Source organism: Streptomyces novaecaesareae (assembly GCF_000716875.1).
In the GTDB taxonomy this organism is placed as follows: domain Bacteria; phylum Actinomycetota; class Actinomycetes; order Streptomycetales; family Streptomycetaceae; genus Kitasatospora; species Kitasatospora novaecaesareae.
The window spans coordinates 63803-88190 of sequence record NZ_JNWQ01000019.1 but is presented as its reverse complement, the minus strand read 5'-3'; the positions used below and the strand labels follow the sequence as shown (position 1 = coordinate 88190).

Here is a 24388-nt window from a genome sequence, read left to right as displayed (position 1 = left end):
CGGTGGGGCGGAGCGGAGGGGTGCCTGGTCAGGGGCGGGGCCGGAGGCCGTCCAGCACCAGCCGGAAGAGGTGGTCGCGGCGCTCGGTGAGGGTGGGGGCCTGGTCGGTGATCCAGCTCAGCGCGTTGGCGAGGGCGAAGACGTCGAGGGGGGTGACGTCCGGCCGGATCAGGCCGTCCCGCTGGGCGGCGGCGAGCAGGCGCCCGCCGGCCTGGCGCATCCGCAGGCAGCCCGCGTGCAGGGCGGACTCCGGGTCTTCGAGGGTGGCCATCAGGGTGGCGGGCAGGCCCTGGTAGGCGCCGGCGTCGACGGTGAACTCGTAGAGCCAGTCGGTCAGGGCGCGTTCGGCCGGTTCGGTGGCGGCGAGGGCTTCGGCCCGGGCGGCGAGGTGGTCGAAGCGGCGGCCGAGCAAGGCCTCCAGCAGGTCCTCCCGGGTGGGGAAGTGCCGGTAGAGCGTGCCGAGGCCGACCCCGGCGCGGCGGGCGACGTCCCGCAGTGAGGCCTGGGTGCCCTGCTCGGCGACCAGGGCGGCCGCCTCGGCCAGGATGCGGTCACGGTTGCGCTGGGCGTCGGCGCGGGGCGCGCGGGGCTCGTCCGGGGTGCTCGGCTCAAGGGGCATGGGGGTCCTCGTGGTTGACAATCGGAGCAGTGCTCCGGTTAATCTCTTCCGGAGCACTGCTCCGGATTCTAGCCGGGGCCGTCCGACCTGCGTTGGGGAGAAGCATGGGTACGGAAGCGACGATGAAGGCCGTTCGACTGCACGCCTTCGGCGAGCCCGAGGTGCTGGTGTACGAGGAGGCGCTGCGGCCGAAGCCGGGGCCCGGCGAGGTGCTGGTCCGGGTCCACGCCGTCGGCCTCAACCCGCCCGACTGGTACGCGCGGCGAGGCTTCGTCAACATCCCACCGGAGGTGCGGCCCGACTGGCGTCCGCCGCTGATCCTCGGCACCGACGTCTCCGGGGTGGTCGCGGCCGTCGGCGGCCCGGACACCGGGTGGAGCGTCGGCGACGAGGTCTTCGCGCTCGTCAACTTCCCAGGTCTTCCGTCCGGTTACGCCGATTACGCCGTCGTGCCGGCCGCCGACCTGGCCCGCAAGCCGGCCACGCTCGGGCACGTCGAGGCCGCCGCCGTCCCGATGGCCGGGCTCACCGCGTTCCAGTTCCTGCACAAGCGCCTGGGCTACGACGGCGGCGGGCCGGCCGTGGTCGTCGGCGCGGCAGGCGGGATCGGGCACTTCGCGCTCCAGCTCCTGCGCCTGGCCGGGGCGAAGGAGTTGATCGCGGTCGCCTCGGGACGGCACGAGGAGTTCCTGCGCGGTCTCGGTGCCGACCGCTTCGTGGACTACACCCGCACTCCGGTCGCCGAAGCCGTGGAGGGCGCCGACCTGCTGGTCGACACCGTCGGCGGCCCCGAGGCCCACCGCCTGCTGCCCGCCCTGCGGCCCGGCGGCCGACTGGTGTCCTGCTTCCTCGGCGACTACCGGCCCGAGCGGGCGGCCGAGCTCGGGGTGGTCCTCCAGCAGGGCCGCTGGCAGGTCCGCTCCAGCGGCGCCGACCTCGCCGAACTGGCCGCCCTGCTGGCGGACGGCCGGATCCGGGTGGCGCTGGACAGCGTGTACCCGCTGCGCGAGGCCGCGGCCGCCCACCGCAGGGCGGAGCAGGGGCACATCCAGGGCAAGATCGTCCTCAGCGTGGTCGACTGACGGGGCCGCCGCCACGGCGGTCCGTCCGGGTCGCCGGATGTCGCGGACGGCGTGTGTGGCGGCATGAGCGATGCGCATGTCGGCACGCATGAGCGTCGCTCATGACCGCGGGCCATGAGTGTGGCTCACGGCTCCGAACCATGAGCGACGCTCATGACAGCGAAGGATGAGCGCCGCTCATGGCCCCGAACCATGAGCGACGCTCATGCGTGCCGACATGAGAGTGGCTCATGGCCGTCGGACATGAACAAGACGCATGGGCACAGGCGAGCAGCGGGCAGACGACGGGCCTGCCCCGGACCGGGGCTATTCCACTTGCTCCAGGTGGCCGGCGTGCCGTTGGCTTGGCCGCGTGAACGAACTGCGCACCGAACGCCTGCTGATCCGCCGCTGGCGGGAGTCCGACCTCGCGCCGTGGGCCGCGATGAACGCCGACCCGGAGGTCCGCGAGCACCTCGGCGACCCGCTCACCCGCGAACGGAGCGACGCCTCGGTGGCGCGCTTCGAGGCGGCGATCGAGCAGCGCGGGTACGGCTGGCTGGCCGTCGAGGTACGGGAGAGCGGCGAGTTCGTCGGCTTCGTGGGCCTGGACGACATCGAGGAGACGGACCCGGTCGACGGAGTCGAGATCGGCTGGCGCCTGGCCCGCTCCGCCTGGGGCCACGGCTACGCCACGGAGGCGGCCCGCGCCGTCCTCGCGTACGGCTTCAACACCCTCGACCTCCCCGAGATCCTGGCCATCACCACGGCCGCCAACCTGCGCTCCCAGTCGGTGATGCGCCGCCTCGGCATGACCCACGATCCCGCTGAGGACTTCGACGACCCCGCCGCCCCCGAGGGGCCGCTGCGCCGCAACGTGGTCTTCCGGCTGCGACGGGAGGACCGCGTGCCCCAGGTGACCGACTCCATGGGATAGCTGCGGGGGGACCGGGCCGGGTCCGTCGTGATGCTCGGACCCTCGGCGTGATCACCACAGCACCGTTCCGGATTCCCCCGCCCGGCAGTGTCACTCCGGCCTGATTCGATGAGGCCCAGAGCCACGACACCGTCATTCGGAGGAGAGCTTGTGGGCACGTGGGGCAGCGGGAACTTCGAGAGCGACACGGCGTTGGATCACCGGTCGATCGTCGTCGACCGGCTCGTCACCGAGGTCGCCGAGGCGATGGCCGGCGATCCCGTCGAGATCGAGCCCGACGAGTACTGGGGTGTTGCCGTGCCGTGCAACCTGGAGTTGCTGCACGTCCTCGCCCAGGCCGGCTACGCCGCCGACGACCTGCCGGAGGCCGGGGTGATCGAGGAGTGGAAGAAGACCTACATGGCCGTCTGGGAACGGACCATCGACGGTCTGGAGCCCTCGCCGGCCTTCAAGGAGGAACGGCGGTCGGTGCTGAACCGTACGTTCGACCAGCTGGCCGCCGCCCGGCGTGCGGCGGCCGACCAGACGACCGAGTCCGAGGGATAGCTGCGCGACAAGAACCGGTCGGGCCGGCTCCACAGGACACCGGGGTCGAGTCGCACCGGGTCCGGGCTGCGGCATTCGGCCGCGGTGATTGTCAGTGGTGTGTGCTTGGGTGGCCCCATGCTGGCGATCACGGTGCAGACGAACGACGGGGTGCGGTGCTTCCGGCCGGGTGCGGACGAGTTGGCGGGGCTGGTCCGGCGCATCGGCGCGGAGGACGACCGCTTCCTCGTCGTGGAGCGGATACCGGACCTGCCGGACGTGTACATCCAGGTGTGGCACGCCGCCGGCGGGGACTACACGCTGGAGCACCGTGACGGCTCCGCCGAGCGGCACTTCGAGGTGCGGCTAGACGGGCCGGGGCCGGTGGCGGAGGTGATGACGGCGTGGGCGCGCGGCACCGCGGGCTGGGGCGACGGCCTGGACTGGAAGCGGCTCGACATGGGCCCGGCGCCGGAGCCCGTGCCGCCGCTGGAGCTGGAGGCCGGCGAGCGGCGGGAGTTGGAGGACCGGCTGCGGCTGACCCTGGCCTGCGGCTACACCGACCGCGCCCGGCTCGCCGAGGAGGCCGGGGAGTACCTGGTGTCGGGCGACCGCCGTCCGGTCTCGCGTGCCCAGGCGGAGCAACTCGCGGACCGGCTCTGGCTGGAGCGCGTCGGCGAGCAGACCGGCTGGATCGGCGAGACCGACCCGGAGCGCCTCGCCCGCGCCTTCGCCGCCCTGGAGGCTGGCGGCATCACGGCCCGGGAGGACTTCACCTGCTGCCGCTCCTGCGGTGAGGCCGAGATCGGCGCCGCCGGCGCCCCGGACGCCCGCGGCTTCGTCTACTTCCATTCCCAGTGCACCGAATCCGCGGCCGCAGGCCAGGGCCTCTCCCTCCTCTACGGCGGTTTCGACGGCTCCCCGTCGACCACCACCGCCATCGGCCACGAGGTGGTCGCCGCCCTCACCGCCGTAGGCCTGCCTGCGGTCTGGAACGGTGACGCCTCGCACGCGATCGAGATACGCCCCCTGCTCTGGCGCCGTCGGCTGGGTGGGTGAGCGCCTTCGACTGCCGTATCGTCCCGGACTGGTGAGGGCGGACGACGGCCGCCGGCCGCGTCCGGCGCCGTCTGACACCGTCCGGCGAAACGGGGGAGCAGCATGCTGCAGCGAGGGCAGGTGCCGCGGAGCAACGCGCGGGAGCTGTGGGGCGCGTTGCCGAGGGACGTACGGCGGCGGGTCGTCGCGGCCGCCGGCCGGGGGCAGGGCTGGGCGGATCGGCGGGTGGCGGCGGTGGCGGTCGGCTGGGCCTGGCAGGTGCTGGGCACCCCGGAGGCTCGCCGACGACCGGACCGCGGCGAGCGGCTGCGCTACCTGCTCAGCGCGGTCATGAGCACCGGCCCGGGCGCGACGGCGGGTGTCGACGTCCTCGACGGCTCCCCGGAGCACGACGCCAACCCGCTGGTTCGCCGCCGGGCCCGGCAGGTCGAGGCTGCCAACCCGGTGCGGGAAGCAGACAATCCGGTCGTCGGCGGGGATGAGCGGTGCTCATCGGGCGGTCATGGCGATGAGCGCAGCGAGTACGGCGAGCACAGCGGCCACGGCGAACCCTGAACCGCTAACCGCGAACCGTGAACCGCTAACCGCGAACCGTGGACACGGCCAACACGGTGACCGGTGCCGCGGCCGGACCGCGGCACCGGTGTCTCACGGCACCAGCAGGTGCAGGGCTGCTCGTTCCACTGCCACCTCCACCGGCAGCGGGGTGATGAACTCGCCGTCGGCGTAGGCGGTGATGCCCGGGGACTCGATGCGCAGGGACTCGGTGCGCAGCGTGGTGACCTCGGGGCGGGTGGTGTGGGTGCCTTTGAGGAGGGTGGGGAAGAAGCGGGCGATGCGCAGGCGGGGCATGGCGTCGACGAGGGTGACGTCGAGCAGGCCGTCGTCCGGCAGGGCGTCGGGGCACATGAGCATGCCGCCGCCGTAGCTGCTGGTGTTGCCGACGGCGGCGAGGGTGAGGTCGCGTTCGATGACGGTGCCGTCGGCGAGGGTGATCCGGAACGGCAGCGGGCGCAGGTTGGCGAACTCGATGAGGATGGCGAGGTTGTAGCGCATCCGGCCGCGTGGCCAGCGCAGGCGGTTGGTGCGGTCGCTGACCAGGGAGTCGAAGCCGGTGGCGAGGATGGAGCCGTACCGGCGGACGGTGCCGTCCGGGCCGGTGACCCGGCCGAGGTCGACGGTCCGGACCCGTCCGGCGGCGATGACGTCGGCGGCGGCCTCGGGGGCGCCGAGCGGGAGGCCGTACGCGCGGGCGTGGTCGTTGCCGGTGCCGGCCGGTATCACGCCGAGCGGGACGGGGGTGCCGGCGAGGGCCTGCAGGGCGAGGTTGACCATGCCGTCGCCGCCGACCACGGCCACCGCGTCGACGCCGTCCGCGGCTGCTTCGCGGGCGAGGCGGACGGCGTCCTCGGCGGAGCGTCCGGCGTGCGGTTCGGCGTCGATGCCGAGTGAGCGCAGCCGGGCGACGGCCCGCCCGGCGGCGGGGCCGGCGTGGCCCGCGCCCGCCGCCGGGTTGCTGAGTACGGCGACCCGGCGGACGGTTCTCGGGCCGGTTGGGCCGGTCGGGCCGGACGCCCCATGAGCTTCGCTCATGGGATCAGCTTGCCGGGGTTGAGGATCCCCGCCGGGTCGAGCTCGGCCTTGACGGCGCGCAGGATGCGGACGCCGAGGTCGCCGACCTCGTCGGTCATCCAGGGGCGGTGGTCGGCGCCGACGGCGTGGTGGTGGGTGATGGTGCCGCCCGCGCCGAGGATGGCGTCCCCGGCGGCGCGCTTGGCGGCGCCCCAGCGGGTGAGCGGGTCCTCGCCGAGCGCGGCGACGACGGTGAAGTAGAGCGAGGCGCCGGTCGGGTAGACGTGCGAGATGTGGCAGAGCACGAGCGCGCCGGGCAGGGCGGCGGTGAGCGCCTCGGTGACGGCGGTCCGCAGGGCGGGCAGCCGGCTCCAGCTCGCCGCCGTCTCCAGGGTCTCGCACAGCGCGCCGGCGTTGAGCAGCGAGTCGCGCAGGTAGGGGGCGTTGAACCGGCCGTGTTCCCAGGCCCGGGCGGGTCCTTCGCCGAGCGAGGTGGCGCCGGCGGCGAGCAGGGCCGCGCGGGTCGCGCGGTGCCGGGTGGCGGCCTGTTCGGCGCTGCCTTCGAAGACGGTGACGGCCAGGCAGCCGCTGACCGTCGGGGTGCCGCCGATCTGCTCGGTCATGGCGAGGTTGACCATGGTCTCGGCCTCGTCGGAGAGCCGGATCACGGTCGGGCCGGTGCCCTGCTGCTCGACGGCGCGCAGCGCCGCCGTCCCGGTGGCGAAGTCGGGGAAGCTCCACGCCTCGTACGCCTTTACGGCGGGCAGCGGGTGGACGCGCAGGCGGACGGCGGTGATCACGCCGAGGGTGCCCTCGGAGCCGAGGAAGAGCTGGCGCAGGTCGGGGCCGGCGGCGGAGGCGGGGGCGCGGCCGAGGTCGAGCACCCCGGCGGGGGTGACGACCCGCAGGCCGCGCACCATCTCGTCGAAGCGCCCGTACCCGGCGGAGTCCTGGCCCGAGGAGCGGGTGGCCGCGAAGCCGCCGATGGTGGCGTAGCGGAAGCTCTGCGGGTAGTGGCCGAGTTCCCAGCCGCGCTCGGCGAGCAGTTCCTCGGCGGCCGGGCCGGTGAGGCCGGCGCCGAGGACGGCCTCGCCGGAGGTCTCGTCCAGGTCGAGCAGCCCGTCGAGGCGGCGCAGGTCGAGCGAGACGACGGCTCGGAGGCCGCCGCGCTCGGGGTCGAGGCCGCCGACGACGCTGGTGCCGCCGCCGAACGGGACGACGGCGATGCGGTGTTCGGCGCACACCGCGAGGACGGCGGCGACCTCCTGCTCGCTGCCGGGCAGCACGACCGCGTCGGGCGCGTCCTGCGGCTCGCGGCTGCGGCGGCGCAGCAGGTCGGGGGTGGACTTGCCGCCGGCGCGCGGGAGGCGGTCGGCGTCGGCGGTGCTGACGTGGGCCTCGCCGACGGCCGCGGCGAGTGCCTTGAGGCCCTCGGCGGAGAGCCGGGAGGGGTGCAGGACGACCTCGTCGGCGCTCGGCCCGGGAGCAGTGACGCCGGTGACGCCGAGGGCAGCGGCGAGCAGTCCCTTGATGTCGGCGGACAGCTCCTTGGCGAGGGCCGGGTCGCCCCAGGCGTCCCACTTCATCGGGGGGAGCGGAAGCGCGGCGCCGGCCGGTCCCGCTTGCGTCTCAGGTGCCATGCGTTACAGTTTCACACATCATGTCAAGTAGTAACGCCGAGCCGGCGGCAGCAGCCGGGCAGCCCCGCAGCACCGACGACGCGATCCTGGACGCCGCCGCCGACCTGATCGTCCATCTCGGCGTGCGCCGCACGCAGTTGGCCGAGATCGCGCGCCGCGCCGGGGTCAGCCGGCCGACCGTCTACCGGCGCTGGCCGGACGTCCGGGCGGTGATCGGCGCGCTGCTCACCCGGGAGATCCTGGCCACCCTGGAGGGCACCGCACTGGACGTCCAGGACCGCACGACCCTCGTCGAGCGGGTCGTCGAGGTCGCCGTCCGGCTGCGCGACCACCCGGTGCTCGGCGCGCTGCTCCGCTCCGACGACTCCGACCTGCTGCTGGAGTACGTGGTCGAGCGGCTCGGCGCCAGCCAGCGCGGCCTGCTGGAGGCGCTGCGCAGCGGAATCGAACTGGGCCAGGCGAACGGCTCGATCCGGGCCGGGGAGCCGCTCGAACTGGCCGCCATGGTCCTGCTGATCGCCCAGTCCACCGTCCAGTCCCACCGCATGGTGGCCTCCCTGCTGCCCGAGGCGGCCTGGCGGCGCGAACTGGCCAGAGCGCTGAACGGATACCTCGCACCATGACGACGCCCGCCGTCGGCCCCTTCGCGGGAACGAGCCGACTCAACGCCGTACGCCGCACGCTGGAGCTGACGGCGCTCGGCGACGACCCGCACGTCGACCTGCTGGTGATCGGCGGCGGCGTCACCGGAGCCGGGGTGGCCCTGGACGCCGTCTCGCGCGGCCTGCGCACGGTGCTCGTCGAGTCCCGCGACCTGGCCTTCGGCACCAGCCGCTGGAGCTCCAAGCTGGTGCACGGCGGCCTGCGCTACCTGGCCTCCGGCCGGGTCAAGGTGGCCCGGGAGAGCGCGGTCGAACGCGGCGTGCTGATGACCCGCACCGCCCCGCACCTGATCCGCGCACTGCCCCAACTGGTGCCGCTGCTCCCGGACCTGCTGCGCCCCGGGCAGGGCGCGCTGATCCGCGCGGGCTTCCACGCCGGGGACGCGCTGCGGGTCAGCGCCGGCACGCCCGGCGCGCTGCTGCCCCGGATGCGCCGGATCGACGCTGCCCGCACCCGGCAGCTGGTGCCGGGCGTGCGGACCGCCGGCCTGCGCGGCGCACTGGTCGCGCACGACGGCCAACTCGTGGACGACGCACGGCTGGTGGTCGCCCTCGCACGGACCGCGGCGCAGTACGGCGCGAGCGTGCTCACCAGGATGCGGGCCGAGTCCGTGACCGGCACCTCCGCCCGGCTGGTCGACACCCTGACCGGGCAGGAACTGACCGTGCGGGCGGGCGCGGTGGTCAACGCCACCGGCGTCTGGGCGGGCGAGGTGGACACCTCGATCACGCTGCGCCCCAGCCGCGGCACCCACCTCCTGGTGGACGCCGAGGCGCTCGGGAACCCGACCGCCGCCCTCACCGTGCCGGTGCCCGGCTCGACCAGCCGCTTCGTCTTCGCCCTGCCGCAGCAGCTCGGCCGGGTCGCGATCGGCCTGACCGACGAGGACGCCCCGGGCCCGGTCCCGGACGAGCCACAGCCCACCGAAGCCGAGCTGACCTTCCTCCTGGACACCGTCAACACCGCCCTCGCCACCGCGCTGACCAGGGCGGACGTACGCGGCGCCTACGCCGGGCTGCGCCCGCTGATCGACACCGGCGGCGGCAGCACCGCCGACATCTCGCGCGAGCACGCGGTGCTGGAATCCCCGTCCGGGGTGGTCACCGTGGTCGGCGGCAAACTCACCACCTACCGCCGGATGGCCGAGGACGCGGTGGACACCGCCGTCCGGCTGCGCGGCCTGCCCGCCCGGACCTGCTGGTCCGCCCGGCTGCCGCTGGTCGGCGCCCCGGGGCACCGGGACAGCCGCCCCCTGCCCGGCGGGGGCGCGCCCGCCTCACTCCTCGCCCGGCACGGCGGCGCCGCGCACGAGGTGCTGGCCGCAGGGGAGTTGACGCCGGTGGCCGAGGGCCTGGACGTGACGCGCGCCGAGATCGCGTACGCCGTCACCCACGAGGGCGCGCTGGACGCCGCCGACGTGCTCGACCGCCGCACCCGGATCGGGCTGGTCGCCCAGGACGCGGAGCGGGCCCGGAAGGTGGTCGAGGAGATCCTGACGGAGCGTCAGGAGCGCTGAGCCGCCCAGGGGAAGGGTGCCAGGTCCGGCTCGACCCAGGTCGTCCGGGCCTGCTCGCTCGCGAGCGTGCCGGGCCGGTAGTGGCGGGCGAGCAGCTCCTTGTCGAGCAGGGGGTGCCGGCCGACGAACTCCTCGAAGTCCGGTGCGCCATCGGCGCGGTGGGTGTGATGGGTGCGGTGGGTGTGGTGGGCGGCCAGGTGGTGGGCGACCAGCTCGACCCAGGCGCGGGTCATGGTGACGTGGAACTTCTGCGGCGCCCCGGCCTTGGTGGCGGTGCGCCGGATGCCGTCGGCGATCAGGCCGAGGGCGGCGTCGGCGCCGTGGCGGCGTACGGCGAGCCAGGTGAGGCGGACGTGCTCGCGGTGGCCGAAGCGCTCGGCGCCGGCCATCGCCTCGCGCAGCAGCGCGTCGAAGGCGCCAGGGGTGTCGGGGGTTTCGGGCGGAGTGCCGGTCGTTTCGGGGGAAGCGGGGGAGGACGGGGTCGGGGAGGTCATGCGGAGGCCTTCGTCAGGGCCCGGAGCACGGCGTGGAAGCCGTCCACCTGGGCGGGGGAGAGGTCGCCGAGCGCGCGGCGTTCGAGGTCGGTCACGGTCCGCCGGATGGTGTCGGCGGTGATTCGGCCGGTGGGGGTGAGTTCGATCAGTACCGAGCGGCGGTCCCCGGCGCGGGTGCCGCGGGTGATGTGGCCGCGCCGCTCCAGCCGGTCCAAGATGCCGGTCAGGGTGGTCGGCCGGGTGCCCACGGCGGCGCCGAGTCCGGAGACCGTCCGGCCTCGCCCGTCCGCGAGGTTGGCGAGCGCGTTGATCTCGGAGGCGGTCAGGTCGAGGTCGACCAGTTCGGCGGCGAGCAGCTGGAGCGTGGCGTGCGTCGCGCGCTGGAGTGCCAGTAGGGCGGACTGTTCGGGGGAGGTTGCGTTCTCGGATGTCACGTATTCGGATAGTACGGTTTCGTAGTATCCCGCCGCAAACCGCCGGGCTTGCCGCGGAGGGTCGGGCGGCCGCCGAGGTCGGGCGGCAGGGGTCTCAGCGGGCCGTGCGCTCCGGCATGGCGTGCTCGGCGCCCGCCAGCTCCAGGACGCAGGAGAGCGGGTGCTCGGCCGTGCCGGTGCGCTCCAGGGTGACCGCGAGTGGCCGGGGCGGTTCCTCGGCGAGCTGGGCGGCGAGGGTCAGCGGGTAGCCGCCGTGCCCGTGGACGCGGTGGAAGGCGAGTTCCTTGCCGTCCACCAGCAGTTCGGTCTCGGTGATCCAGCCGGAGCGGACGTTGACGGTCACCGAGTGCCCGCCCTCGTCGGTGTGGAAGCTGTACCGCTGGCGCATGGGAACCTCCCGCGAGGGCGCCGCGCCCGGGTGGCCGGGAATCGGGGGATCCACGCCAGTCTAGGTCGGGCGCACCCCCGTGGCGCCCCGGCCGCGAGAGGCGATCGGTTCCCGTCGGGGCCCCCGAAACGCCCCGGAGAATTCCCGAGGGGAGTACCAGGGGAGAATCCCCGGGTGGAGCCCGCCTGCAGACGGATTCTCGTGATCTCTACAGTGTTGTAGATTCGTCCGCAGGGAGAGATCGAGGAGGGCATTGTGGGAGTTTCGCTGGCCAAGGGCGGCAACGTCTCGCTGAGCAAGGAGGCGCCCGGTCTGAGCGCCGTGATCGTGGGTCTCGGCTGGGATGTGCGCACCACCACGGGGGCCGACTACGACCTGGACGCCAGTGCGCTGCTGTGCAACGCGCTCGGCAAGGTCGTCTCGGACCAGCACTTCGTCTTCTTCAACAACCTTCGCAGCCCCGAGGGTTCGGTCGAGCACAGCGGTGACAACCTGACCGGTGGCGGCGACGGCGACGACGAGCAGATCAAGGTCGACCTGGACCGCGTGCCGACCGACGTGGCCAAGGTCGTCTTCCCGGTGTCGATCTACGACGCCGACGCCCGGCTGCAGAACTTCGGCCAGGTCCGCAACGCGTTCATCCGGATCGTCAACCAGGCCAACGGCCAGGAGATCGCGCGCTACGACCTGTCCGAGGACGCCTCGACCGAGACCGCGATGGTCTTCGGCGAGCTGTACCGCAACGGCGCCGAGTGGAAGTTCCGCGCCATCGGCCAGGGTTACGCCTCGGGCCTGCGCGGCATCGCCACCGACTACGGCGTCAACGTCTGATCCTCACAACGGATTCGAGGGAACCCGGCCGGGCCCCAGCGGGCTCGGCCGGGTTCCGGCGCTTCCGGCGCTTCCGGCGCTTCCGGCGCTTCCGGTGCTTCCGGTGCTTCGGGCAGTCAGGGTGAAGGCTCGGTCCGGCCGAGCGCGTGGCCGCCGAAACCCGCGCTGCCGGTGACCTGGTGCTGCCACCAGGCGATCATGGCCGGCTCGTCCATCGCGGACCAGTCCGGCGCGTCGGTGACCTGGGCCCGGCCGAGCTTGCGGCCGAGCTCCACCAACTCCCGTCCGGCCGCGCTGCGTTCGCGGTCGTAGGCGGCCAGCAGTGCCGACCAGGAGCCGGCCGCCCGGCCCGCCTCCCCGGCCTGCCCCGCCTGTTCGAGGGCGTGCGCGTCCTGTAGTGCCTTCACCGCGCCGCTGGTGTTGTGCGGGCGTACGACCGTGGCCGCGTCCCCGCCGATCAGCAGTCGCCCGGCCGTGCGGTGCGGGGTCGCCAGGTCGTAGACCGGCTGCAGGAAGGTCCGTTCGCGCGGGGTCAGCGTGACCACTCCGGCCCAGTACGGCGGCAGGTGCCGCTCGGCGAGCTGCCGCAGCTCGTCCAGCCGCGCGTCGGTGAGGGCGCCGGCCGGGATGCTGGTCGGGCCTTCCAGGCGCAGCCAGGCCGGGGTGGGCGCGTAGAAGACCCAGTTCACCTGCGTGCTGCCGGCATCGAGCCCGGGGATGCGGTAGATCACGACCTGGCCGCCGCGGTAGCAGACGGTGATGCACTCCTCCTCCGGCCAGACCCCGGCGCCGCCGGGCAGTTCGGCCAGCAGCCCGGCGTCGTAACTGCCGCGCCAGCACACGTACCCGGCGAACTCGGGCGCGGCCTGCGGGCAGACGGCGGCGCGCACCACCGAGCGGTAGCCGTCCGCGCCGATCACCAGGTCGTACGGGTGCCGCTCGCCGTCGGCGTCCTCGGCCCAGGCGCCGTCCTCGTCGCCGCCGACCGCGGTGACGGTGGTGCCCAGCCGGTACTCGACCTGCTCGGGCGTCCGCTCGCGCAGCGCCTGCCAGAGCACGGCCCAGTGGTGGGAGTGGAAGGGGAAGGGCTGGTCCCAGAGCAGCCGTCCGCGCCCGTCGGGGCCGTCGCCCTCGTCGGCCGGGCCCCGGGTGACCCAGCGGCGGACGGTCAGGCGGTGGCGGCGGGTGTCCGCGGCGAGGTGCCCGGCGCGGACGAGCTCGTCGAAGCGGTCGTTGTGGGTGCAGATCCCCACGCCGCGGTCCTCCAGTCGGCCGGGGCTTCGCTCCAGCACGACGACCCGTTCCGCGCCCAGCCGGGCGGCGGCCCCGGCGAACGCGCTCCCGGCGATGCTGCCCCCGACCACGGCCACCGAACCACCGCGCACGGCCGCCCCCTCTCCCGAGCCTGTGATTCCCGAGCGTGTGATGTCCGGGACACGACGATACGCGGCCGCCGAGTCGCGCGTGCCGTGTTCGACCGGGCGGGCGGACGGTCGGGCGACCGGGCGGGCCTTCGGGTGGGCGGCTGCGTTGACGACCGGGCGGGCGGCCAGGGAGGCGGTCGGGCCGGGCTCCGCGGGCTTTATGCAACTAGTTGCATACGGCTCCGCCTGTCCCCTACCCTGCGGTAACCAGGACACCCCAGCCCGCGCCCCAGGAGACGTCGATGAGCGCCCACCCCGGCAGCAGCCGCTACCCGCACCTGCTCAGCCCGCTCGACCTCGGCTTCACCACCCTGCCCAACCGCGTGATCATGGGCTCGATGCACGTCGGCCTGGAGGAGGCCCCCGGCGGGTACGAGCGGATGGCCGCCTTCTACGCCGAGCGCGCCCGCGGCGGCGTCGGCCTCATCGTCACCGGCGGCATCGCCCCCAACGAGGCCGGGCGCCCCTGGGAGGGCGGCGCGATGCTGACCACCGAGGAGGAGGCCGACAAGCACCGCGTGGTCACCGACGCGGTGCACGCCGCCGGCGGGAAGATCGCCCTGCAGATCCTGCACTTCGGCCGCTACGCCTACCACCGCGACCTGGTCGCCCCCAGCGCCATCCAGGCCCCGATCAGCCCCTTCGTGCCCAACGAGCTCACCGCCGAGCAGGTCGAGCAGACCATCGAGGACTTCGCCCGCTGCGCCGAACTCGCCCGCCGCGCCGGGTACGACGGCGTCGAGATCATGGGCTCCGAGGGCTACCTGGTCAACGAGTTCATCGTCGCCGCGACCAACCACCGCGAGGACGAGTGGGGCGGCCCCTACGAGCGGCGGATGCGTTTCCCGGTGGAGATCGTCCGGCGGGTCCGCGAGCGGGTCGGCGAGGACTTCATCATCGTCTACCGCCTCTCCATGCTCGACCTGGTGCCCGGCGGCTCCACCCTGGACGAGGTGATCCTGCTCGCCCAGGCCGTCGAGGCCGCGGGCGCGACCGTCATCAACAGCGGCATCGGCTGGCACGAGGCCCGCATCCCCACCATCGCCACCTCGGTGCCGCGCGGCGCCTTCGCCTGGGTGACGAAGAGCGTCATGGGCAAGGTCGGCATCCCGCTGGTCACCAGCAACCGCATCAACACCCCCGAGATCGCCGAGCAGTTGCTCGCCGACGGGAACGCCGACCTGGTCTCGATGGCCCGCCCGCTGCTCGCCGACGCCGCCTTCGTCGCCAAGGCACGCGACGACCGCGCCGACGCCATCAACACCTGCATCGGCTGCAACCAGGCCTGCCTGGACCACACCTTCAACCTCCAGATCACCTCCTGCCTGGTCAACCCGCGCGCCTGCCACGAGACCGAACTCGTGCTCGCCCCCACCAAGGTGCGCAAGCGTCTCGGCGTCGTCGGGGCCGGGCCGGCCGGCCTCGCCTTCGCCGTCTCCGCCGCCGAGTGCGGGCACGAGGTCACGCTGTACGACGCCGCCGAGACCGTCGGCGGGCAGCTGAACATCGCCCGGCGCATCCCCGGCAAGGAGGAGTTCGACGAGACGCTGCGCTACTACCGCACCCGGCTCGCCGAGTTGGGCGTCACGCTGCGCCTCGGGGCCACCGCCACCGCCGAGCAACTGGCCGGGGAGGGCTACGACGACATCGTCCTCGCCACCGGCGTCAGCCCGCGAACCCCCGCCGACATCCCGGGAATCGACCACCCCAGCGTGCTCGGCTACCTCGACGTGCTGCGCGACGGGGCGCCCGTCGGCGAGCGGGTCGCCATCCTCGGCGCGGGCGGCATCGGCTTCGACGTGGCCGAGTTCCTCACCGACGAGGGCGACCAGGCGAGCCTCAACCCGCCGGTGTTCCAGACCAGGTGGGGCATCGACCCGGAGTACCGCGAGCGCGGCGGCCTGCGCGCCCCCGAGCGCCCGAAGCCCCCGCGCAGCGTCCACCTGCTGCAGCGCAAGACCACCAAGGTCGGCGCCGGACTCGGCAAGACCACCGGGTGGATCCACCGCACCGAACTCAAGCACCGCGGCGTGGTGATGGTCCCCGGCGTGACGTACGACCTCATCGACGACGCCGGCCTGCACATCACCGTGGACGGCGAGCGCCAACTGCTGCCCGTCGACACCGTGGTGCTCTGCACCGGCCAGGAACCGCGCCGCGACCTGTACGAGGCGCTGCGCGAGCGCGGCCTGGCCGTCCACCTGATCGGCGGCGCCGACGTGGCCGCCGAACTGGACGCCAAGCGGGCCATCAAGCAGGGCACCGAACTGGCCGCCTCCCTCTGACGGCGTCCTCCGGCGGTCGTGCGGACCTAGGATCATCGGCATGTCGCTGCCGCACGCCATCCTCACCGCCCTGCTGGAGAAGCCGTCCTCGGGGCTGGAGCTGACCAGGCGGTTCGACAAGTCGATCGGCTTCTTCTGGCCCGCCACCCACCAGCAGATCTACCGCGAGCTCGGTCGGCTGGAGGCCTCCGGACACATCCGGGCCCTCCAGCCGGACGGGCCGGTGCGCGGGCAGAAGAAGGAGTACGAGGTCCTACCGGAGGGCCGCGCCGAACTGGCCCGTTGGACGGCCGACGGTGACGCGCCGCGCGCCGTCCGGGAGCCGCTGCTGCTGCGGCTGCGGGCGGCGGCGGTGGTCGGCACGGACGGCCTGGCGGCCGAGCTGGAACGCCACCTGGCACTTCACCGTGCGCAGCTGGCCGACTACCTGGAGATCGAGCGGACGGACTTCCCGGCGGAGAACGCGGACGGGGAGAACCGGCTCCAGCACGCCGTGCTGCGGGCCGGGATCGGGCTGGAGGCCTTCTGGGCGGAGTGGCTCGCCGAGACGCTCGACGCGCTGCCGTCCGATGAGCGGAGCTCATCGCGTTCGGGATGAGGCCCGCTCATCGCGCGTTCGGCATGAGACCTGCTCATGTGTGTCGTCATGAGGCCCGCTCATCGGTCGTCGCCATGAGTTCCGCTCATGTGCGGGGCATGAGAGGTGCTCATCGCCCTCCGCATGCGACCAGCTCATGTGCCCCGCATGAGACCTGCTCATGTGCGTCGCAGGGGTTGTGACCTGCGGTGATTCCCGCCCGCGCGCCCCGGCCGGTGCCCGGTGGGACACTGGTTGCCTGTCCCTGCCCGAACTCTCGACCGGGGGCTCTCATGTCTCTTTCGAGGCCTCTCCATGCTGTCACCGCCGCGGCCGTCGTCGTGGCGGTCGTTCTGGGCCCGGCCCACCTGGCGTCGGCCGCGCCCGCCCAGGAGCTTCCCTCGGCCGACCAGCTGAAGTCGGCGCTGCTCACCGCGGCCGACCTCGGCCCGGGCTTCACCGAGGCGCCCGCCACTGAGAGCCCCAGTCCGGGTGAGAACCCGAGCCCGGTCAGCGGCTGCGACGCGCTCAGTGCCCTGATCAACATGCACGTCGCCCAGACCGGCCCCGCGAACCCGCGTGCCGAGACCGAACTCGACGGCCCGGACGGCAACCCGATGGTGACCGAGGCGCTCGCCGCCGAAGCGCCCGACCGGCTCGCCGCCGACTTCAACACGGTGGCCGACGCCTTCCGGACCTGTCACACCATCACCTTCAACGCGGGCACCGAGGACACGGTGACCTTCACCGTCACCCCCGTCGCCCTCGGCGACCGGCAGGACGCCCCCGCCGTCCGCCTCGACGGCACTCTGGCCGGCGTCCAACTCAACGCTTTCCTTGGCATCGAGCGCTTCGGTACGGTCGCCATGGCCTTCGGCTACTTCCAGCGTGAGGGCGCCTCCTCCCAGACCGCGTCGATGCAGTACCGCACCGCCGTCGCCAAGGTCGAACACACCCTCGGCACGACCGCCGGCAGCACCACCCCGCCCACCGCCGTCGCCACCCAGGGCATGCGGGTCTGAATCGGTGCCCGCCGGATTTCCCACCGGTGTCCGCGGAGCCGGTGGGATGATCGGCTCATGGATCATCCAGGTCACCTGCGACCGAAGAAGCGTCCAAGGCGGAGGCCGGCGCAGCTCGTTCTGACGCTCTGCCTGGCCGCCGCCCTGCCGGCGCTGAGTTCCTGCACGGTGGCGGAGCCCGAGGCGCCCGTCGTCGGGTCGTGGCGGGCGGAGGGAGCCGGCTCGATCGAGTTCCTGGAGGGTGGCGGGCTCGGGGAGGTGAGCCTGGTCCCCGGCGCCTGCCGTGGGGAGAACTCGTCGACGGAGGTCAAGTTCACCGGTACCTGGCGGCACGGCGCGGTGGAGGACGCCGGGTACAGTGCGCTCGTCAAACTGGCCTCCGTGGACGGCACACTGGCCTGCGAGACGTACTTCCAGTACGTCAAGCACAACGGTGAGGAGACCCTCTCGCTGAACGATCTGGGGACCGCCGGCACCGGTTTCCACCGGACCGGCGCGGGCCACCCGACGGCCAGCCTCACACCGGTGACGGTCCGTACGGACGTCGAACCGCTGCAGAGCCGGTTCCCGGAACTGGGCGCGTTGTCGCAGGCGCGGTGGATCGGCAGGACCCTGGGGACCCCGGACCCGCGGCCGGCGGTTCCGGGGCCGACCGACGTGACCGTGGACGGATACGCCAAGGTCGATCCGGCGAAGCTGGCGGAGATCACGGCGAACGGGACCTGGAAGGAGGAGCACATCTCCTGCCCCGTCCCGGCGGAGCTCGCCGCCGAGCTCGGTACTCCGAGGTCGTGTGTGCACAGCGAGCTGTTCGACCGGTCGATCACCTGGGACCACTACACCGGGAGCTTCTACTTCGACCGGGAGAACAGCCGGGTCTACTTCTGCACGGTGAACCCGAAGGTGCGGGTCCCCTGAGCCGACCGGCTGTCAGGACCCGGCTGTCAGGGCGCCCGGTCGTCAGGGCCCGGCCGTGCCGAAGGGGTTGTCGATCACGTAGCGCCAGTGTCCGGCCGGGTCGCGGCGGGCGACGTCGGTGGCGGTGCCGGGGGAGGGGCGAAGACGGCGCCGGGTCACCGGAGTTGAAGTCGGCAGCGAAGACGGCCGCGGTACCGGCTGACGTAGGCCGGGGAGGCGCTCCGCCCGCTGGTGGAGCTGTACCGCACGGGGGAGCGGCTGGCGGGCCGTCGGTGAGGGGAGGGGCGGCCGCACCCCCGTTGCGGCCGCCGTCGGCGCTGATGGGTCACCGGGTCACCGGGTCACCAACTCGCCGGGTCAGCCGTGGAAGACGACTTCCGGGAAGACCCGTGACGGCCCGTCGAGCAGGCGGTGGCCGCGGTGGCGCAGGTGGAGGTCGAAGAAGGCGAGCGGGTAGGCCTGTTGGATGCGAATGCCGCGGTCGGGGTCGAGGGTGCCGACCATCTGCCGGACCTGCTGGTCGGGAAGGCCGAGCAGTTTCGCCGCCTGCGGGATCAGTGTCATGTTGTCGCCGTACGAGGAGTGGACGGCCCCGGTGGCCTGGACGTCGAGCCGCCAGCCGCGCAGGTGGGTCCAGAAGGTCTGGGCGGCGGGGTTGACGGCCCGGGCGAAGTCGGCGGTCATCATCATGAACGGCCGGTCGAGGTCGGTGGTGGGGGCCGGGTTCGCGATCATCGGCCCGTCGATGGCGAGCCCGGCGCGGATGCGCTGGTCGGCACCCATGGCGAGGGCGGTGGCGGTGCCGCCCTTGGACCAGCCGAACATGCCGACGGTGTCCGGGTCGAGGCCGCCGAGCAGGCCGGCCGGGAGGGCGCGCCCGTCGACGTCGGGGTTGCGGCCCGCGGCGAGCCCCTCGACGCAGTCGAGGAGGAAGCGGGCGTCGGCGGCGTGGTCCCTCGGGTAGACGGGGACGGTGTCGGACGGGGTGGAGACGGTTCCGTCCGGGAACTCGGTGAACGCGTCGTAGGTGTGGTCGACGGTGACGACGGCGTAACCGTGGCCGGCGAGCTCCTGGGCGATGACCGTGTGGTCGGCGCGGTGGCTGCCCGAGCCGTGGGAGAAGAGGACGACGGGCAGCCGGTGGCCGGTCCGGTGCACGGGCGCGCCCTGGTGGCCGGAGGTGAGCGGGGCGAGGGAGGGGTCGAGGGCGAAGCCGGTGTCGGCGAGGAAGGCGCGCAGGGCGCCGTCGGTCATCCAGGGAGCGAGCGGGTACGCGTCGGCGTCGGCGCTCCTGGCCGGGTACCAGACGGTGGCCATCAGCTCGCGGAAGCGGCCGGGCCCGGCGGCCGGGTCGGGGCGGGAGGTGTCGCGAAGGTGGAGGGGCACCATGCCCACGGGGTACGGGCCGGTGGGCGCGGGGAGGGTGAGCCGGGCGGAAGGGGCCGTACCGACGGAGGGGCTGGCCGAGGCGTCGGCCGAGGCGTCGACCGAGAGGGTCGGGGCGCCCCAGGCGGTGTCGGCGAGGCCGAGCGGCACGGCGGCGCCCACCGCCAGTGCGGCGGCCCCGGTACGCAACATGCGGCGGCGCGTCAGTCCGGTACGGCTTGTGAACGGCGTGGTGTCCATGCGCGGAACGCTGTCACGCGCGGCGGGTGGGCAACATCAGCCCGCCGATTGATCCTCCGTCACCTGGCATTGGCCCACGGGTTTACATCCACGGGCTGATGCGCGGACCGGCGCGTGGCGGGACGCGAGGCGAGGGCCCGGCACGGGCCCTCGGCCCCCTCGCGGAGAAGGGGCCGAGGCTACGGGCGCCAGACTCAGGACACCGGACGCCTCGCAACGGACACCCGGCTACTCGGTGCTGGTGGGGCCGGGCAGGCCGTTGCCGATGGCGGTCCAGCGGTCGGGGACGGTGGCGGTGAGGGCGAAGGTGGCCTTGTCGGACGGGTGGTCGTTGGACGGGTACCAGGAAGTCGCGGAGTGCGGTTCGCCCGACGCGTTGGCGCCGCCGTTCGCCAGGGTGTGCCGGCCTTCGGCGTCGGGCGTACCGGCGTACGTCACCCGGACGGCGAAGGCGGCGCCCTTGGCCACCCGGCGGGCGGGGACGACGTCCAGCTTGTGTTCGCCGGACCGCCTAAATCACCGGTATTGGCGTTAGACGAAGTTCTTGTCGATCAGCATCTGCAGCACGTTGACGTGGAAGTCGGGGAAGTCCATCGGCACGATGCCGAACCGGGCGCGCTGCTGGGTGCGGGCGTTCAGGTACGGGTAGACGGCGTGGTCCATGAGGTTCTGGGAGCTGAGCTTGGGCCAGTAACCACCGGCGTAGCTGAGGAAGTTGACGAACATCTTCGGGGAGTTCGGGGTCAGGAAGGCCTTGTCGAACTGGGCGACGATGTACTGCCCCTTCCGGCCGAGCGGGTCACTGCCGCTGATCTGCCACACGTCCTGGGTGTCGAAGTAGTCGTTCTGGCCGCTGGACCAGTCGATCAGGCCCCACGGGTTGGTGAAGTCGGCGAGCAGGACGACCTTGCCGCGGGCGGTGCCGAGGGTGGGCCAGCCGTAGAAGTGGAACAGACTGCGGAAGCCGAGCGCATCGAGGTAGTGGTTGACCCGTCGCATGAACTCCTCGTCGCCGAGGGCCTGGCCGCCGGCCCGCTCGTTCCTGAGCCGCATCACAATGGTCTCGCCGGGGTGCGCCTGCAGGAAGGACCTGCACTGGTCGAGCACGTCCTGGAGCCGGATGTGCTGGTAGTTGTCGGAGTGGTAGATCCCGAGTTCGTCGGGCGCGCCCTGTAGGCCGTTGCAGCGGATGTCGAGGAAGCGGACGCCCTCCTGCAACTGCTGCGGGACGCCCCAGTTCTGGGTGTGCGACCACTCGGTGCCGTAGTTGGGGTTCTCGCAGCACGAGTCGTGGGTGCCGGGGATGGTGAGGTCGAGCAGGGACAGGTCGCCGTTCAGGCGGCTCATCCAGTCGTCGGTCGGCAGCCCGCGCGGGGTGGTCCGTGCGGCGCCCCAGGCGGTGGACGGCAGGGCGAGGCTGCCGAGGGCGGCCGAACCGCCCACTCCTGCACCCCATTTGAGAAGATCACGACGTGTTATGCCCATGGTGTGGCTCCTGAGTGTTGCGGTTCACTCTCCAATCGGTCCTACCCGGCTCCGCGGTTGACGAACAGCCGTCACATTGGACAGCAAGTCGTTTGCTGACGCAGGGGGTTGAGGATGGGATCGGGGAGCACCGGTGTCGGCGGGGACCTGCACCACGACACCGTCGACAGGCGCGGCGGTCTCGGCGTCCTCGTCGGCGTGCTGGTCGTCGTGGCGGGCCTGATCGCCCTCGGGCTGCACTACCTCGACGGGCCGAGGCCCGTCGGGCCCCCGGCGGGCCTTCCCGCGACGGTCGAGGGCGAGGCGATGCGGTGGAGTTCGGCGGACGGCCGGCTCCCGGACCGGGAGGGGGAGAAGGCCTACCTGGTGCGGATGGGCCTGGTGGACCCGCAGGCGGCCGACTACGGGGAGGTCCCGGAGGCCCCGGAGGCCCCGGGGGTCATCGTGAGCGGATCGGGCGGCAAAGGCCCCGAGGCGCGGTGGAACGTCATCATCGCCGGCTCCTCGCCGGCCTTCCAGCGGATGATGGTCGACGGGCCGGGTGGCTTGGCCGGAGCCACGAAGTCGGCCTCCCCGCACGCGAAGCGGCAGGTTGAGACCTTCCTCGGGGGGAGGATGTACTGCGACGGCGGCGAACCCGGCACGTCCGCCGAGGACGTGAAGGAGCCCGAAGCCTTCGGCTGCCTGTGGACGGACGGCCGGTTCGTGATCCTGGCCAGCGGAAGGGGCAGGGCCCCGAAGCTGCTGGCCGCCGTCGTCGAGCGGATCCACCGCGGCACCGAGCGCTAGGGGGCTGCGGGATCGGTGCGGCCGGGCGCTGGGTGGACACCCGCCGGGCATCGCCTCCATGAGTGACTCTCATGCGCGGCTCCCATGAGCGACCTTCATGTGGGCCCACATGAGCGACCTCCACGTGCGGCCCCCATGAGCAACTCTCATGTGCCTCCCCCATGAGTAACTCTCATGAGCGGAACGGGAAGTCGGCGGGGCCGACTTCCCGTTCCGTGCTGAGACGCTGAGACGCTGGGACGCTGGGGGCCGGGCGGGCCTGCGCCGGTCAGCGGGTCTCGATGACGACCTTCTCGATGACGACGTCCTTCACCGGGCGGTCGTTGCGGGGGTTGGTTTCCGTCGTGGCGATCGCGTCGACGACCTTCTGGCTGGCCTCGTCGGCGACTTCGCCGAAGATGGTGTGCTTGCCGGTGAGCCAGCTGGTCGATCCGACGGTGATGAAGAACTGGGAGCCGTTGGTGCCCGGGCCGGCGTTGGCCATCGCCAGCAGGTACGGCTCGGTGAACGCCAGATCCGGGTGGAACTCGTCGGCGAACTCGTAGCCGGGCCCGCCGGTGCCGTTGCCCAGGGGGTCACCGCCCTGGATCATGAAGCCCTCGATGACCCGGTGGAAGACCGTGCCGTCGTACAGCGGGTCCGTGCTCGGCTGGCCGGTGTTCGGGTCGATCCACTGTCGTTCGCCCGTGGCGAGGTCCACGAAGTTCCGGACGGTCTTGGGGGCGTGGTTCGGCAGCAGCCGGATCACGATGTCGCCCTGGTTGGTCTTCAGCGTCGCGTACAGCTCTTCTGCCATCGCTAGTCCTTCGGTGTGTCGTACTGGCCCGGCCAGTCTTCCGACCGAAGCGGACGGACTCGGGACGACAGCGCGGCATCTCATCCGTACGAGTGAAGCGGCAGCGGAGTGGGAAGTCGGTCCGGCCGACCTCCCGCTCCGCGTCGGCCGGACCCGCTGGCCCGTCAGTACCCGATGGTGAACCTGCGCTGGACGAAACGGGGCAGCTCGGCCTCGTCGACGAGGGCCACGGCGGCGTCCTCGGCGGAGATCCGGCTGAGGCCGTCGGCGTCGAGGACGGGCTGGTCGCCGCCGATGCGGAAGCGGCCGGTGCGCTCGCCGGGGGCGATCTGCTCGGCGGGGCTGAAGTACGTCCAGAGCCGGTTCGACGTGCGCAGGACGTTCAGCGCGTCGCGGTGCCCGCGTACGGCGGCGGCGTACGCGCGGGGGAGCCCGAGCTCGTCGAGCGACCGGTGGAGGAGCTCGTCGTGGTCGGCGCGGACGACGCCCGGTTCGACCTCCAGGCTGCCGGCGCCGCCTATGACGATGAGCCGGGTGCGGGGCCGGCTCTCCAGCGCCTTGAGCAGGGCGCGGGCGGCGGTGGCGTAGACCGTCGGGTCGGCGATGGAGCGCTCGATGGTGTCCATGATGTCCCGGGCGCCGTTGCCGGGCTGGAATCCGCTGATGAGCACGTCCAGCCCGGGCAGGCCGGCGGCGATGCTCGCCGGGTCGAGGACGTCGATGCTCGCCCAGGTCAGGTTCTCCCGCTTGTCGTCGATCGCGGATGCGTCGCGGCTGAACGCCGTGACGCGGTGCCCGCGGTCGAGGGCTTCGGTGACGACCCGGCTGCCGATGGTGCCGGTGGCTCCGATGACGCCGATGTGCATGGCTCTCCCCTTGGTCATGGTCATGCGTCCTGGTCATGCGTCTTGTTCATGGCTCACGCACGGCGTGTGGTTCATGCCGTGCGAAACGGGCGGGCCCGACGCGATCACCCTGCGGGCGATCGCCCGCGAGATGGGCATGACCGCCAACGCCATCTACGGCTACTTCGCCACCCGGGACGAGCTGGTGACCGCCCTCATCGCGGACGTCTACACCGAGCTCGCCGACGCGCTCGACGCCGCCTGGGTCGCCTCGTCGCACAGCGGTCCCGCCGCCCGGATCCAGGCCTGGGCGCACGCCTTCCGCCAGTGGGCGCTCGCCAACCCGGAGGGCTTCCGGCTCATCTACGGCGACCCCGTGCTCGGCTACCAGGCCCCCGAGGGCGGTGCCGCCCCGGACGCCGCCCGGCGCGTCTGTGTCGGCATCGCCGCCCTCGCCGCCGCGGCCTGGCCCCCGGCCGAACCGCCGTCCGCGGACGCCGATTTCACCTGGGGCGACTTCGACCCTGGCCTGCTCGACAAGGTCCGCCCGGCCTTCCCCGACCTGCCGCCGGCCGGAGTGGCCCTGGCCCTGCGGATCTGGGGCCACCTGCACGGCCTGGTCGCCCTGGAGATCTACGGCCACCTGCGCGCCCAGGTCCTCGCCCCCGACAAGCTCTTCCATGCCGAACTCGCCCACCTCCTCCGCTCCTTGGGCCTCCCCGTCGACTGACCTCCGCCTGCCGGCCCGCCGACCCACAGGCCAGTCGCCCCGTGCTGTCATTTCACTCGTTCGAGTGACATCTGAGGTGACGTCAGTTTTATTCGTGCGCGCCCAGAACATGATGCGTCTGGACGGCGCCCTCCAGGGGCGCCTTCGGCTGT

26 protein-coding genes and 1 pseudogene are annotated in these 24388 nt (G+C 73.0%); 14 read left to right on the top strand and 13 right to left on the bottom strand.

What is annotated here, in order from left to right; genetic code table 11:
* Window positions 1-28: 28 nt before the first annotated feature.
* Window positions 29-619 (bottom strand): TetR/AcrR family transcriptional regulator, encoded by a 591-nt coding sequence (locus tag OP86_RS09745; RefSeq protein ID WP_051829902.1) that lies wholly within the window; start codon window positions 617-619, stop codon window positions 29-31.
* A gap of 122 nt (window positions 620-741) precedes the next feature.
* Here OP86_RS09745 and OP86_RS09740 point away from each other — a divergent pair, with 122 nt between their 5' ends.
* The 5 genes from OP86_RS09740 to OP86_RS09720 all read left to right on the top strand — a co-directional run bounded on the left by OP86_RS09740 (window position 742) and on the right by OP86_RS09720 (window position 4756).
* Window positions 742-1701, top strand: coding sequence for an NADP-dependent oxidoreductase (locus OP86_RS09740; RefSeq protein ID WP_033331468.1), 960 nt, complete (start codon window positions 742-744; stop codon window positions 1699-1701).
* A gap of 352 nt (window positions 1702-2053) precedes the next feature.
* Complete coding sequence (locus OP86_RS09735) at window positions 2054-2617, top strand: GNAT family N-acetyltransferase (protein ID WP_030254745.1); 564 nt, start codon at window positions 2054-2056, stop codon at window positions 2615-2617.
* A gap of 150 nt (window positions 2618-2767) precedes the next feature.
* Window positions 2768-3163: a hypothetical protein gene (locus tag OP86_RS09730; protein WP_030057177.1), complete on the top strand. Its 396-nt coding sequence runs from the start codon at window positions 2768-2770 to the stop codon at window positions 3161-3163.
* Window positions 3164-3280: 117 nt separating this feature from the next.
* Complete coding sequence (locus OP86_RS09725) at window positions 3281-4201, top strand: DUF6891 domain-containing protein (protein WP_030057178.1); 921 nt, start codon at window positions 3281-3283, stop codon at window positions 4199-4201.
* A 102-nt stretch (window positions 4202-4303) separates the two neighbouring features.
* Window positions 4304-4756, top strand: a complete 453-nt coding sequence (locus tag OP86_RS09720; RefSeq protein WP_030057179.1) for a hypothetical protein — start codon at window positions 4304-4306, stop codon at window positions 4754-4756.
* Window positions 4757-4849: 93 nt separating this feature from the next.
* Here the strand turns inward: OP86_RS09720 and OP86_RS09715 are convergent, their stop codons facing one another.
* Entirely contained in the window at window positions 4850-5794 is a 945-nt protein-coding gene (locus OP86_RS09715) for a diacylglycerol kinase (protein ID WP_051829901.1), read from the bottom strand.
* Complete coding sequence (locus tag OP86_RS09710) at window positions 5791-7413, bottom strand: FAD-binding oxidoreductase (RefSeq protein WP_425337753.1); 1623 nt, start codon at window positions 7411-7413, stop codon at window positions 5791-5793. Before OP86_RS09710 ends, OP86_RS09715 begins: the two co-directional genes overlap by 4 nt.
* Before the next feature lie 20 nt (window positions 7414-7433).
* On the opposite strand from OP86_RS09710, the gene OP86_RS09705 reads away from it, so the two are divergent.
* Both OP86_RS09705 and OP86_RS09700 read left to right on the top strand, forming a co-directional pair.
* Entirely contained in the window at window positions 7434-8036 is a 603-nt protein-coding gene (locus OP86_RS09705) for a TetR/AcrR family transcriptional regulator (RefSeq protein WP_030254736.1), read from the top strand.
* Window positions 8033-9592 (top strand): glycerol-3-phosphate dehydrogenase/oxidase, encoded by a 1560-nt coding sequence (locus tag OP86_RS09700; RefSeq protein ID WP_030057184.1) that lies wholly within the window; start codon window positions 8033-8035, stop codon window positions 9590-9592. Before OP86_RS09705 ends, OP86_RS09700 begins: the two co-directional genes overlap by 4 nt.
* Here OP86_RS09700 and OP86_RS09695 read toward each other — a convergent pair.
* The 3 genes from OP86_RS09695 to OP86_RS09685 form a co-directional block, all read right to left on the bottom strand.
* Window positions 9580-10086, bottom strand: coding sequence for a hypothetical protein (locus tag OP86_RS09695; protein WP_030254733.1), 507 nt, complete (start codon window positions 10084-10086; stop codon window positions 9580-9582). The genes OP86_RS09700 and OP86_RS09695 overlap by 13 nt on opposite strands.
* On the bottom strand, window positions 10083-10520 hold the full coding sequence (locus OP86_RS09690; RefSeq protein WP_030254731.1) for a MarR family winged helix-turn-helix transcriptional regulator: 438 nt from the start codon (window positions 10518-10520) through the stop codon (window positions 10083-10085). Before OP86_RS09690 ends, OP86_RS09695 begins: the two co-directional genes overlap by 4 nt.
* A 94-nt stretch (window positions 10521-10614) precedes the next feature.
* Entirely contained in the window at window positions 10615-10908 is a 294-nt protein-coding gene (locus OP86_RS09685) for a hypothetical protein (protein ID WP_033331466.1), read from the bottom strand.
* A gap of 255 nt (window positions 10909-11163) precedes the next feature.
* On the opposite strand from OP86_RS09685, the gene OP86_RS09680 reads away from it, so the two are divergent.
* Window positions 11164-11739 carry a TerD family protein gene (locus tag OP86_RS09680; RefSeq protein ID WP_030254726.1) on the top strand — a complete coding sequence of 192 codons (576 nt, stop codon included), beginning with the start codon at window positions 11164-11166 and terminating at the stop codon, window positions 11737-11739.
* 116 nt (window positions 11740-11855) lie between these two features.
* Here the strand turns inward: OP86_RS09680 and OP86_RS09675 are convergent, their stop codons facing one another.
* A complete protein-coding gene (locus OP86_RS09675; RefSeq protein WP_030057189.1) occupies window positions 11856-13124 on the bottom strand; it encodes an FAD-dependent monooxygenase in 1269 nt (422 codons plus the stop codon).
* A 281-nt stretch (window positions 13125-13405) separates the two neighbouring features.
* Here OP86_RS09675 and OP86_RS09670 point away from each other — a divergent pair, with 281 nt between their 5' ends.
* From OP86_RS09670 to OP86_RS09655, 4 genes are all read left to right on the top strand, one after another.
* On the top strand, window positions 13406-15448 hold the full coding sequence (locus OP86_RS09670) for an oxidoreductase (protein ID WP_030057190.1): 2043 nt from the start codon (window positions 13406-13408) through the stop codon (window positions 15446-15448).
* 40 nt (window positions 15449-15488) lie between these two features.
* The gene (locus OP86_RS09665) at window positions 15489-16046 is read left to right on the top strand and encodes a PadR family transcriptional regulator (RefSeq protein ID WP_030254722.1); all 558 of its coding nucleotides are present in this window, start codon (window positions 15489-15491) and stop codon (window positions 16044-16046) included.
* A gap of 272 nt (window positions 16047-16318) precedes the next feature.
* On the top strand, window positions 16319-17047 hold the full coding sequence (locus tag OP86_RS09660) for a hypothetical protein (protein WP_167344197.1): 729 nt from the start codon (window positions 16319-16321) through the stop codon (window positions 17045-17047).
* 57 nt (window positions 17048-17104) lie between these two features.
* Window positions 17105-17965 (top strand): hypothetical protein, encoded by an 861-nt coding sequence (locus OP86_RS09655; protein WP_157849707.1) that lies wholly within the window; start codon window positions 17105-17107, stop codon window positions 17963-17965.
* Between the two features lie 42 nt (window positions 17966-18007).
* Here OP86_RS09655 and OP86_RS35730 read toward each other — a convergent pair.
* From OP86_RS35730 to OP86_RS09640, 4 genes and pseudogenes are all read right to left on the bottom strand, one after another.
* A pseudogene (locus tag OP86_RS35730) lies at window positions 18008-18094 on the bottom strand (DUF4440 domain-containing protein); the annotation flags it as partial.
* Window positions 18095-18322: 228 nt separating this feature from the next.
* On the bottom strand, window positions 18323-19543 hold the full coding sequence (locus tag OP86_RS09650) for an alpha/beta hydrolase family protein (RefSeq protein ID WP_267883094.1): 1221 nt from the start codon (window positions 19541-19543) through the stop codon (window positions 18323-18325).
* Between the two features lie 276 nt (window positions 19544-19819).
* Window positions 19820-20059 carry a hypothetical protein gene (locus OP86_RS09645; protein WP_030057197.1) on the bottom strand — a complete coding sequence of 80 codons (240 nt, stop codon included), beginning with the start codon at window positions 20057-20059 and terminating at the stop codon, window positions 19820-19822.
* Window positions 20060-20122: 63 nt separating this feature from the next.
* Window positions 20123-21076: a phosphatidylinositol-specific phospholipase C domain-containing protein gene (locus tag OP86_RS09640; protein WP_030057198.1), complete on the bottom strand. Its 954-nt coding sequence runs from the start codon at window positions 21074-21076 to the stop codon at window positions 20123-20125.
* Window positions 21077-21190: 114 nt separating this feature from the next.
* Between OP86_RS09640 and OP86_RS09635 the strand changes: the two genes are divergently transcribed.
* Window positions 21191-21865 carry a hypothetical protein gene (locus OP86_RS09635; RefSeq protein ID WP_030057199.1) on the top strand — a complete coding sequence of 225 codons (675 nt, stop codon included), beginning with the start codon at window positions 21191-21193 and terminating at the stop codon, window positions 21863-21865.
* Between the two features lie 268 nt (window positions 21866-22133).
* Here OP86_RS09635 and OP86_RS09630 read toward each other — a convergent pair whose 3' ends face one another.
* Both OP86_RS09630 and OP86_RS09625 read right to left on the bottom strand, forming a co-directional pair.
* Window positions 22134-22661, bottom strand: a complete 528-nt coding sequence (locus OP86_RS09630; protein ID WP_030057200.1) for a peptidylprolyl isomerase — start codon at window positions 22659-22661, stop codon at window positions 22134-22136.
* A gap of 164 nt (window positions 22662-22825) precedes the next feature.
* A complete protein-coding gene (locus OP86_RS09625; RefSeq protein ID WP_234434733.1) occupies window positions 22826-23545 on the bottom strand; it encodes an NAD(P)-dependent oxidoreductase in 720 nt (239 codons plus the stop codon).
* A gap of 55 nt (window positions 23546-23600) precedes the next feature.
* On the opposite strand from OP86_RS09625, the gene OP86_RS09620 reads away from it, so the two are divergent.
* The gene (locus OP86_RS09620) at window positions 23601-24236 is read left to right on the top strand and encodes a TetR/AcrR family transcriptional regulator (protein WP_033331462.1); all 636 of its coding nucleotides are present in this window, start codon (window positions 23601-23603) and stop codon (window positions 24234-24236) included.
* Window positions 24237-24388 lie beyond the last annotated feature (152 nt).

Excerpts from the sequence above, each read along its gene's own strand:
- OP86_RS09670 (WP_030057190.1), top strand. The coding sequence starts at position 13,406 with ATGAGCGCCCACCCCGGCAGCAGCCGCTACCCGCACCTGCTCAGCCCG.
- OP86_RS09715 (WP_051829901.1), bottom strand. The coding sequence starts at position 5,794 with ATGAGCGAAGCTCATGGGGCGTCCGGCCCGACCGGCCCAACCGGCCCG.
- OP86_RS09695 (WP_030254733.1), bottom strand. The coding sequence starts at position 10,086 with ATGACCTCCCCGACCCCGTCCTCCCCCGCTTCCCCCGAAACGACCGGC.
- OP86_RS09745 (WP_051829902.1), bottom strand. The coding sequence starts at position 619 with ATGCCCCTTGAGCCGAGCACCCCGGACGAGCCCCGCGCGCCCCGCGCC.
- OP86_RS09740 (WP_033331468.1), top strand. The coding sequence starts at position 742 with ATGAAGGCCGTTCGACTGCACGCCTTCGGCGAGCCCGAGGTGCTGGTG.
- OP86_RS09725 (WP_030057178.1), top strand. The coding sequence starts at position 3,281 with ATGCTGGCGATCACGGTGCAGACGAACGACGGGGTGCGGTGCTTCCGG.
- OP86_RS09630 (WP_030057200.1), bottom strand. The coding sequence starts at position 22,661 with ATGGCAGAAGAGCTGTACGCGACGCTGAAGACCAACCAGGGCGACATC.
- OP86_RS09660 (WP_167344197.1), top strand. The coding sequence starts at position 16,319 with ATGTCTCTTTCGAGGCCTCTCCATGCTGTCACCGCCGCGGCCGTCGTC.
- OP86_RS09650 (WP_267883094.1), bottom strand. The coding sequence starts at position 19,543 with ATGTTGCGTACCGGGGCCGCCGCACTGGCGGTGGGCGCCGCCGTGCCG.
- OP86_RS09625 (WP_234434733.1), bottom strand. The coding sequence starts at position 23,545 with ATGACCAAGGGGAGAGCCATGCACATCGGCGTCATCGGAGCCACCGGC.
- OP86_RS09635 (WP_030057199.1), top strand. The coding sequence starts at position 21,191 with ATGGGATCGGGGAGCACCGGTGTCGGCGGGGACCTGCACCACGACACC.
- OP86_RS09710 (WP_425337753.1), bottom strand. The coding sequence starts at position 7,413 with ATGGCACCTGAGACGCAAGCGGGACCGGCCGGCGCCGCGCTTCCGCTC.
- OP86_RS09665 (WP_030254722.1), top strand. The coding sequence starts at position 15,489 with ATGTCGCTGCCGCACGCCATCCTCACCGCCCTGCTGGAGAAGCCGTCC.
- OP86_RS09720 (WP_030057179.1), top strand. The coding sequence starts at position 4,304 with ATGCTGCAGCGAGGGCAGGTGCCGCGGAGCAACGCGCGGGAGCTGTGG.
- OP86_RS09700 (WP_030057184.1), top strand. The coding sequence starts at position 8,033 with ATGACGACGCCCGCCGTCGGCCCCTTCGCGGGAACGAGCCGACTCAAC.
- OP86_RS09655 (WP_157849707.1), top strand. The coding sequence starts at position 17,105 with ATGGATCATCCAGGTCACCTGCGACCGAAGAAGCGTCCAAGGCGGAGG.
- OP86_RS09685 (WP_033331466.1), bottom strand. The coding sequence starts at position 10,908 with ATGCGCCAGCGGTACAGCTTCCACACCGACGAGGGCGGGCACTCGGTG.
- OP86_RS09705 (WP_030254736.1), top strand. The coding sequence starts at position 7,434 with ATGTCAAGTAGTAACGCCGAGCCGGCGGCAGCAGCCGGGCAGCCCCGC.
- OP86_RS09620 (WP_033331462.1), top strand. The coding sequence starts at position 23,601 with ATGCCGTGCGAAACGGGCGGGCCCGACGCGATCACCCTGCGGGCGATC.
- OP86_RS09640 (WP_030057198.1), bottom strand. The coding sequence starts at position 21,076 with ATGGGCATAACACGTCGTGATCTTCTCAAATGGGGTGCAGGAGTGGGC.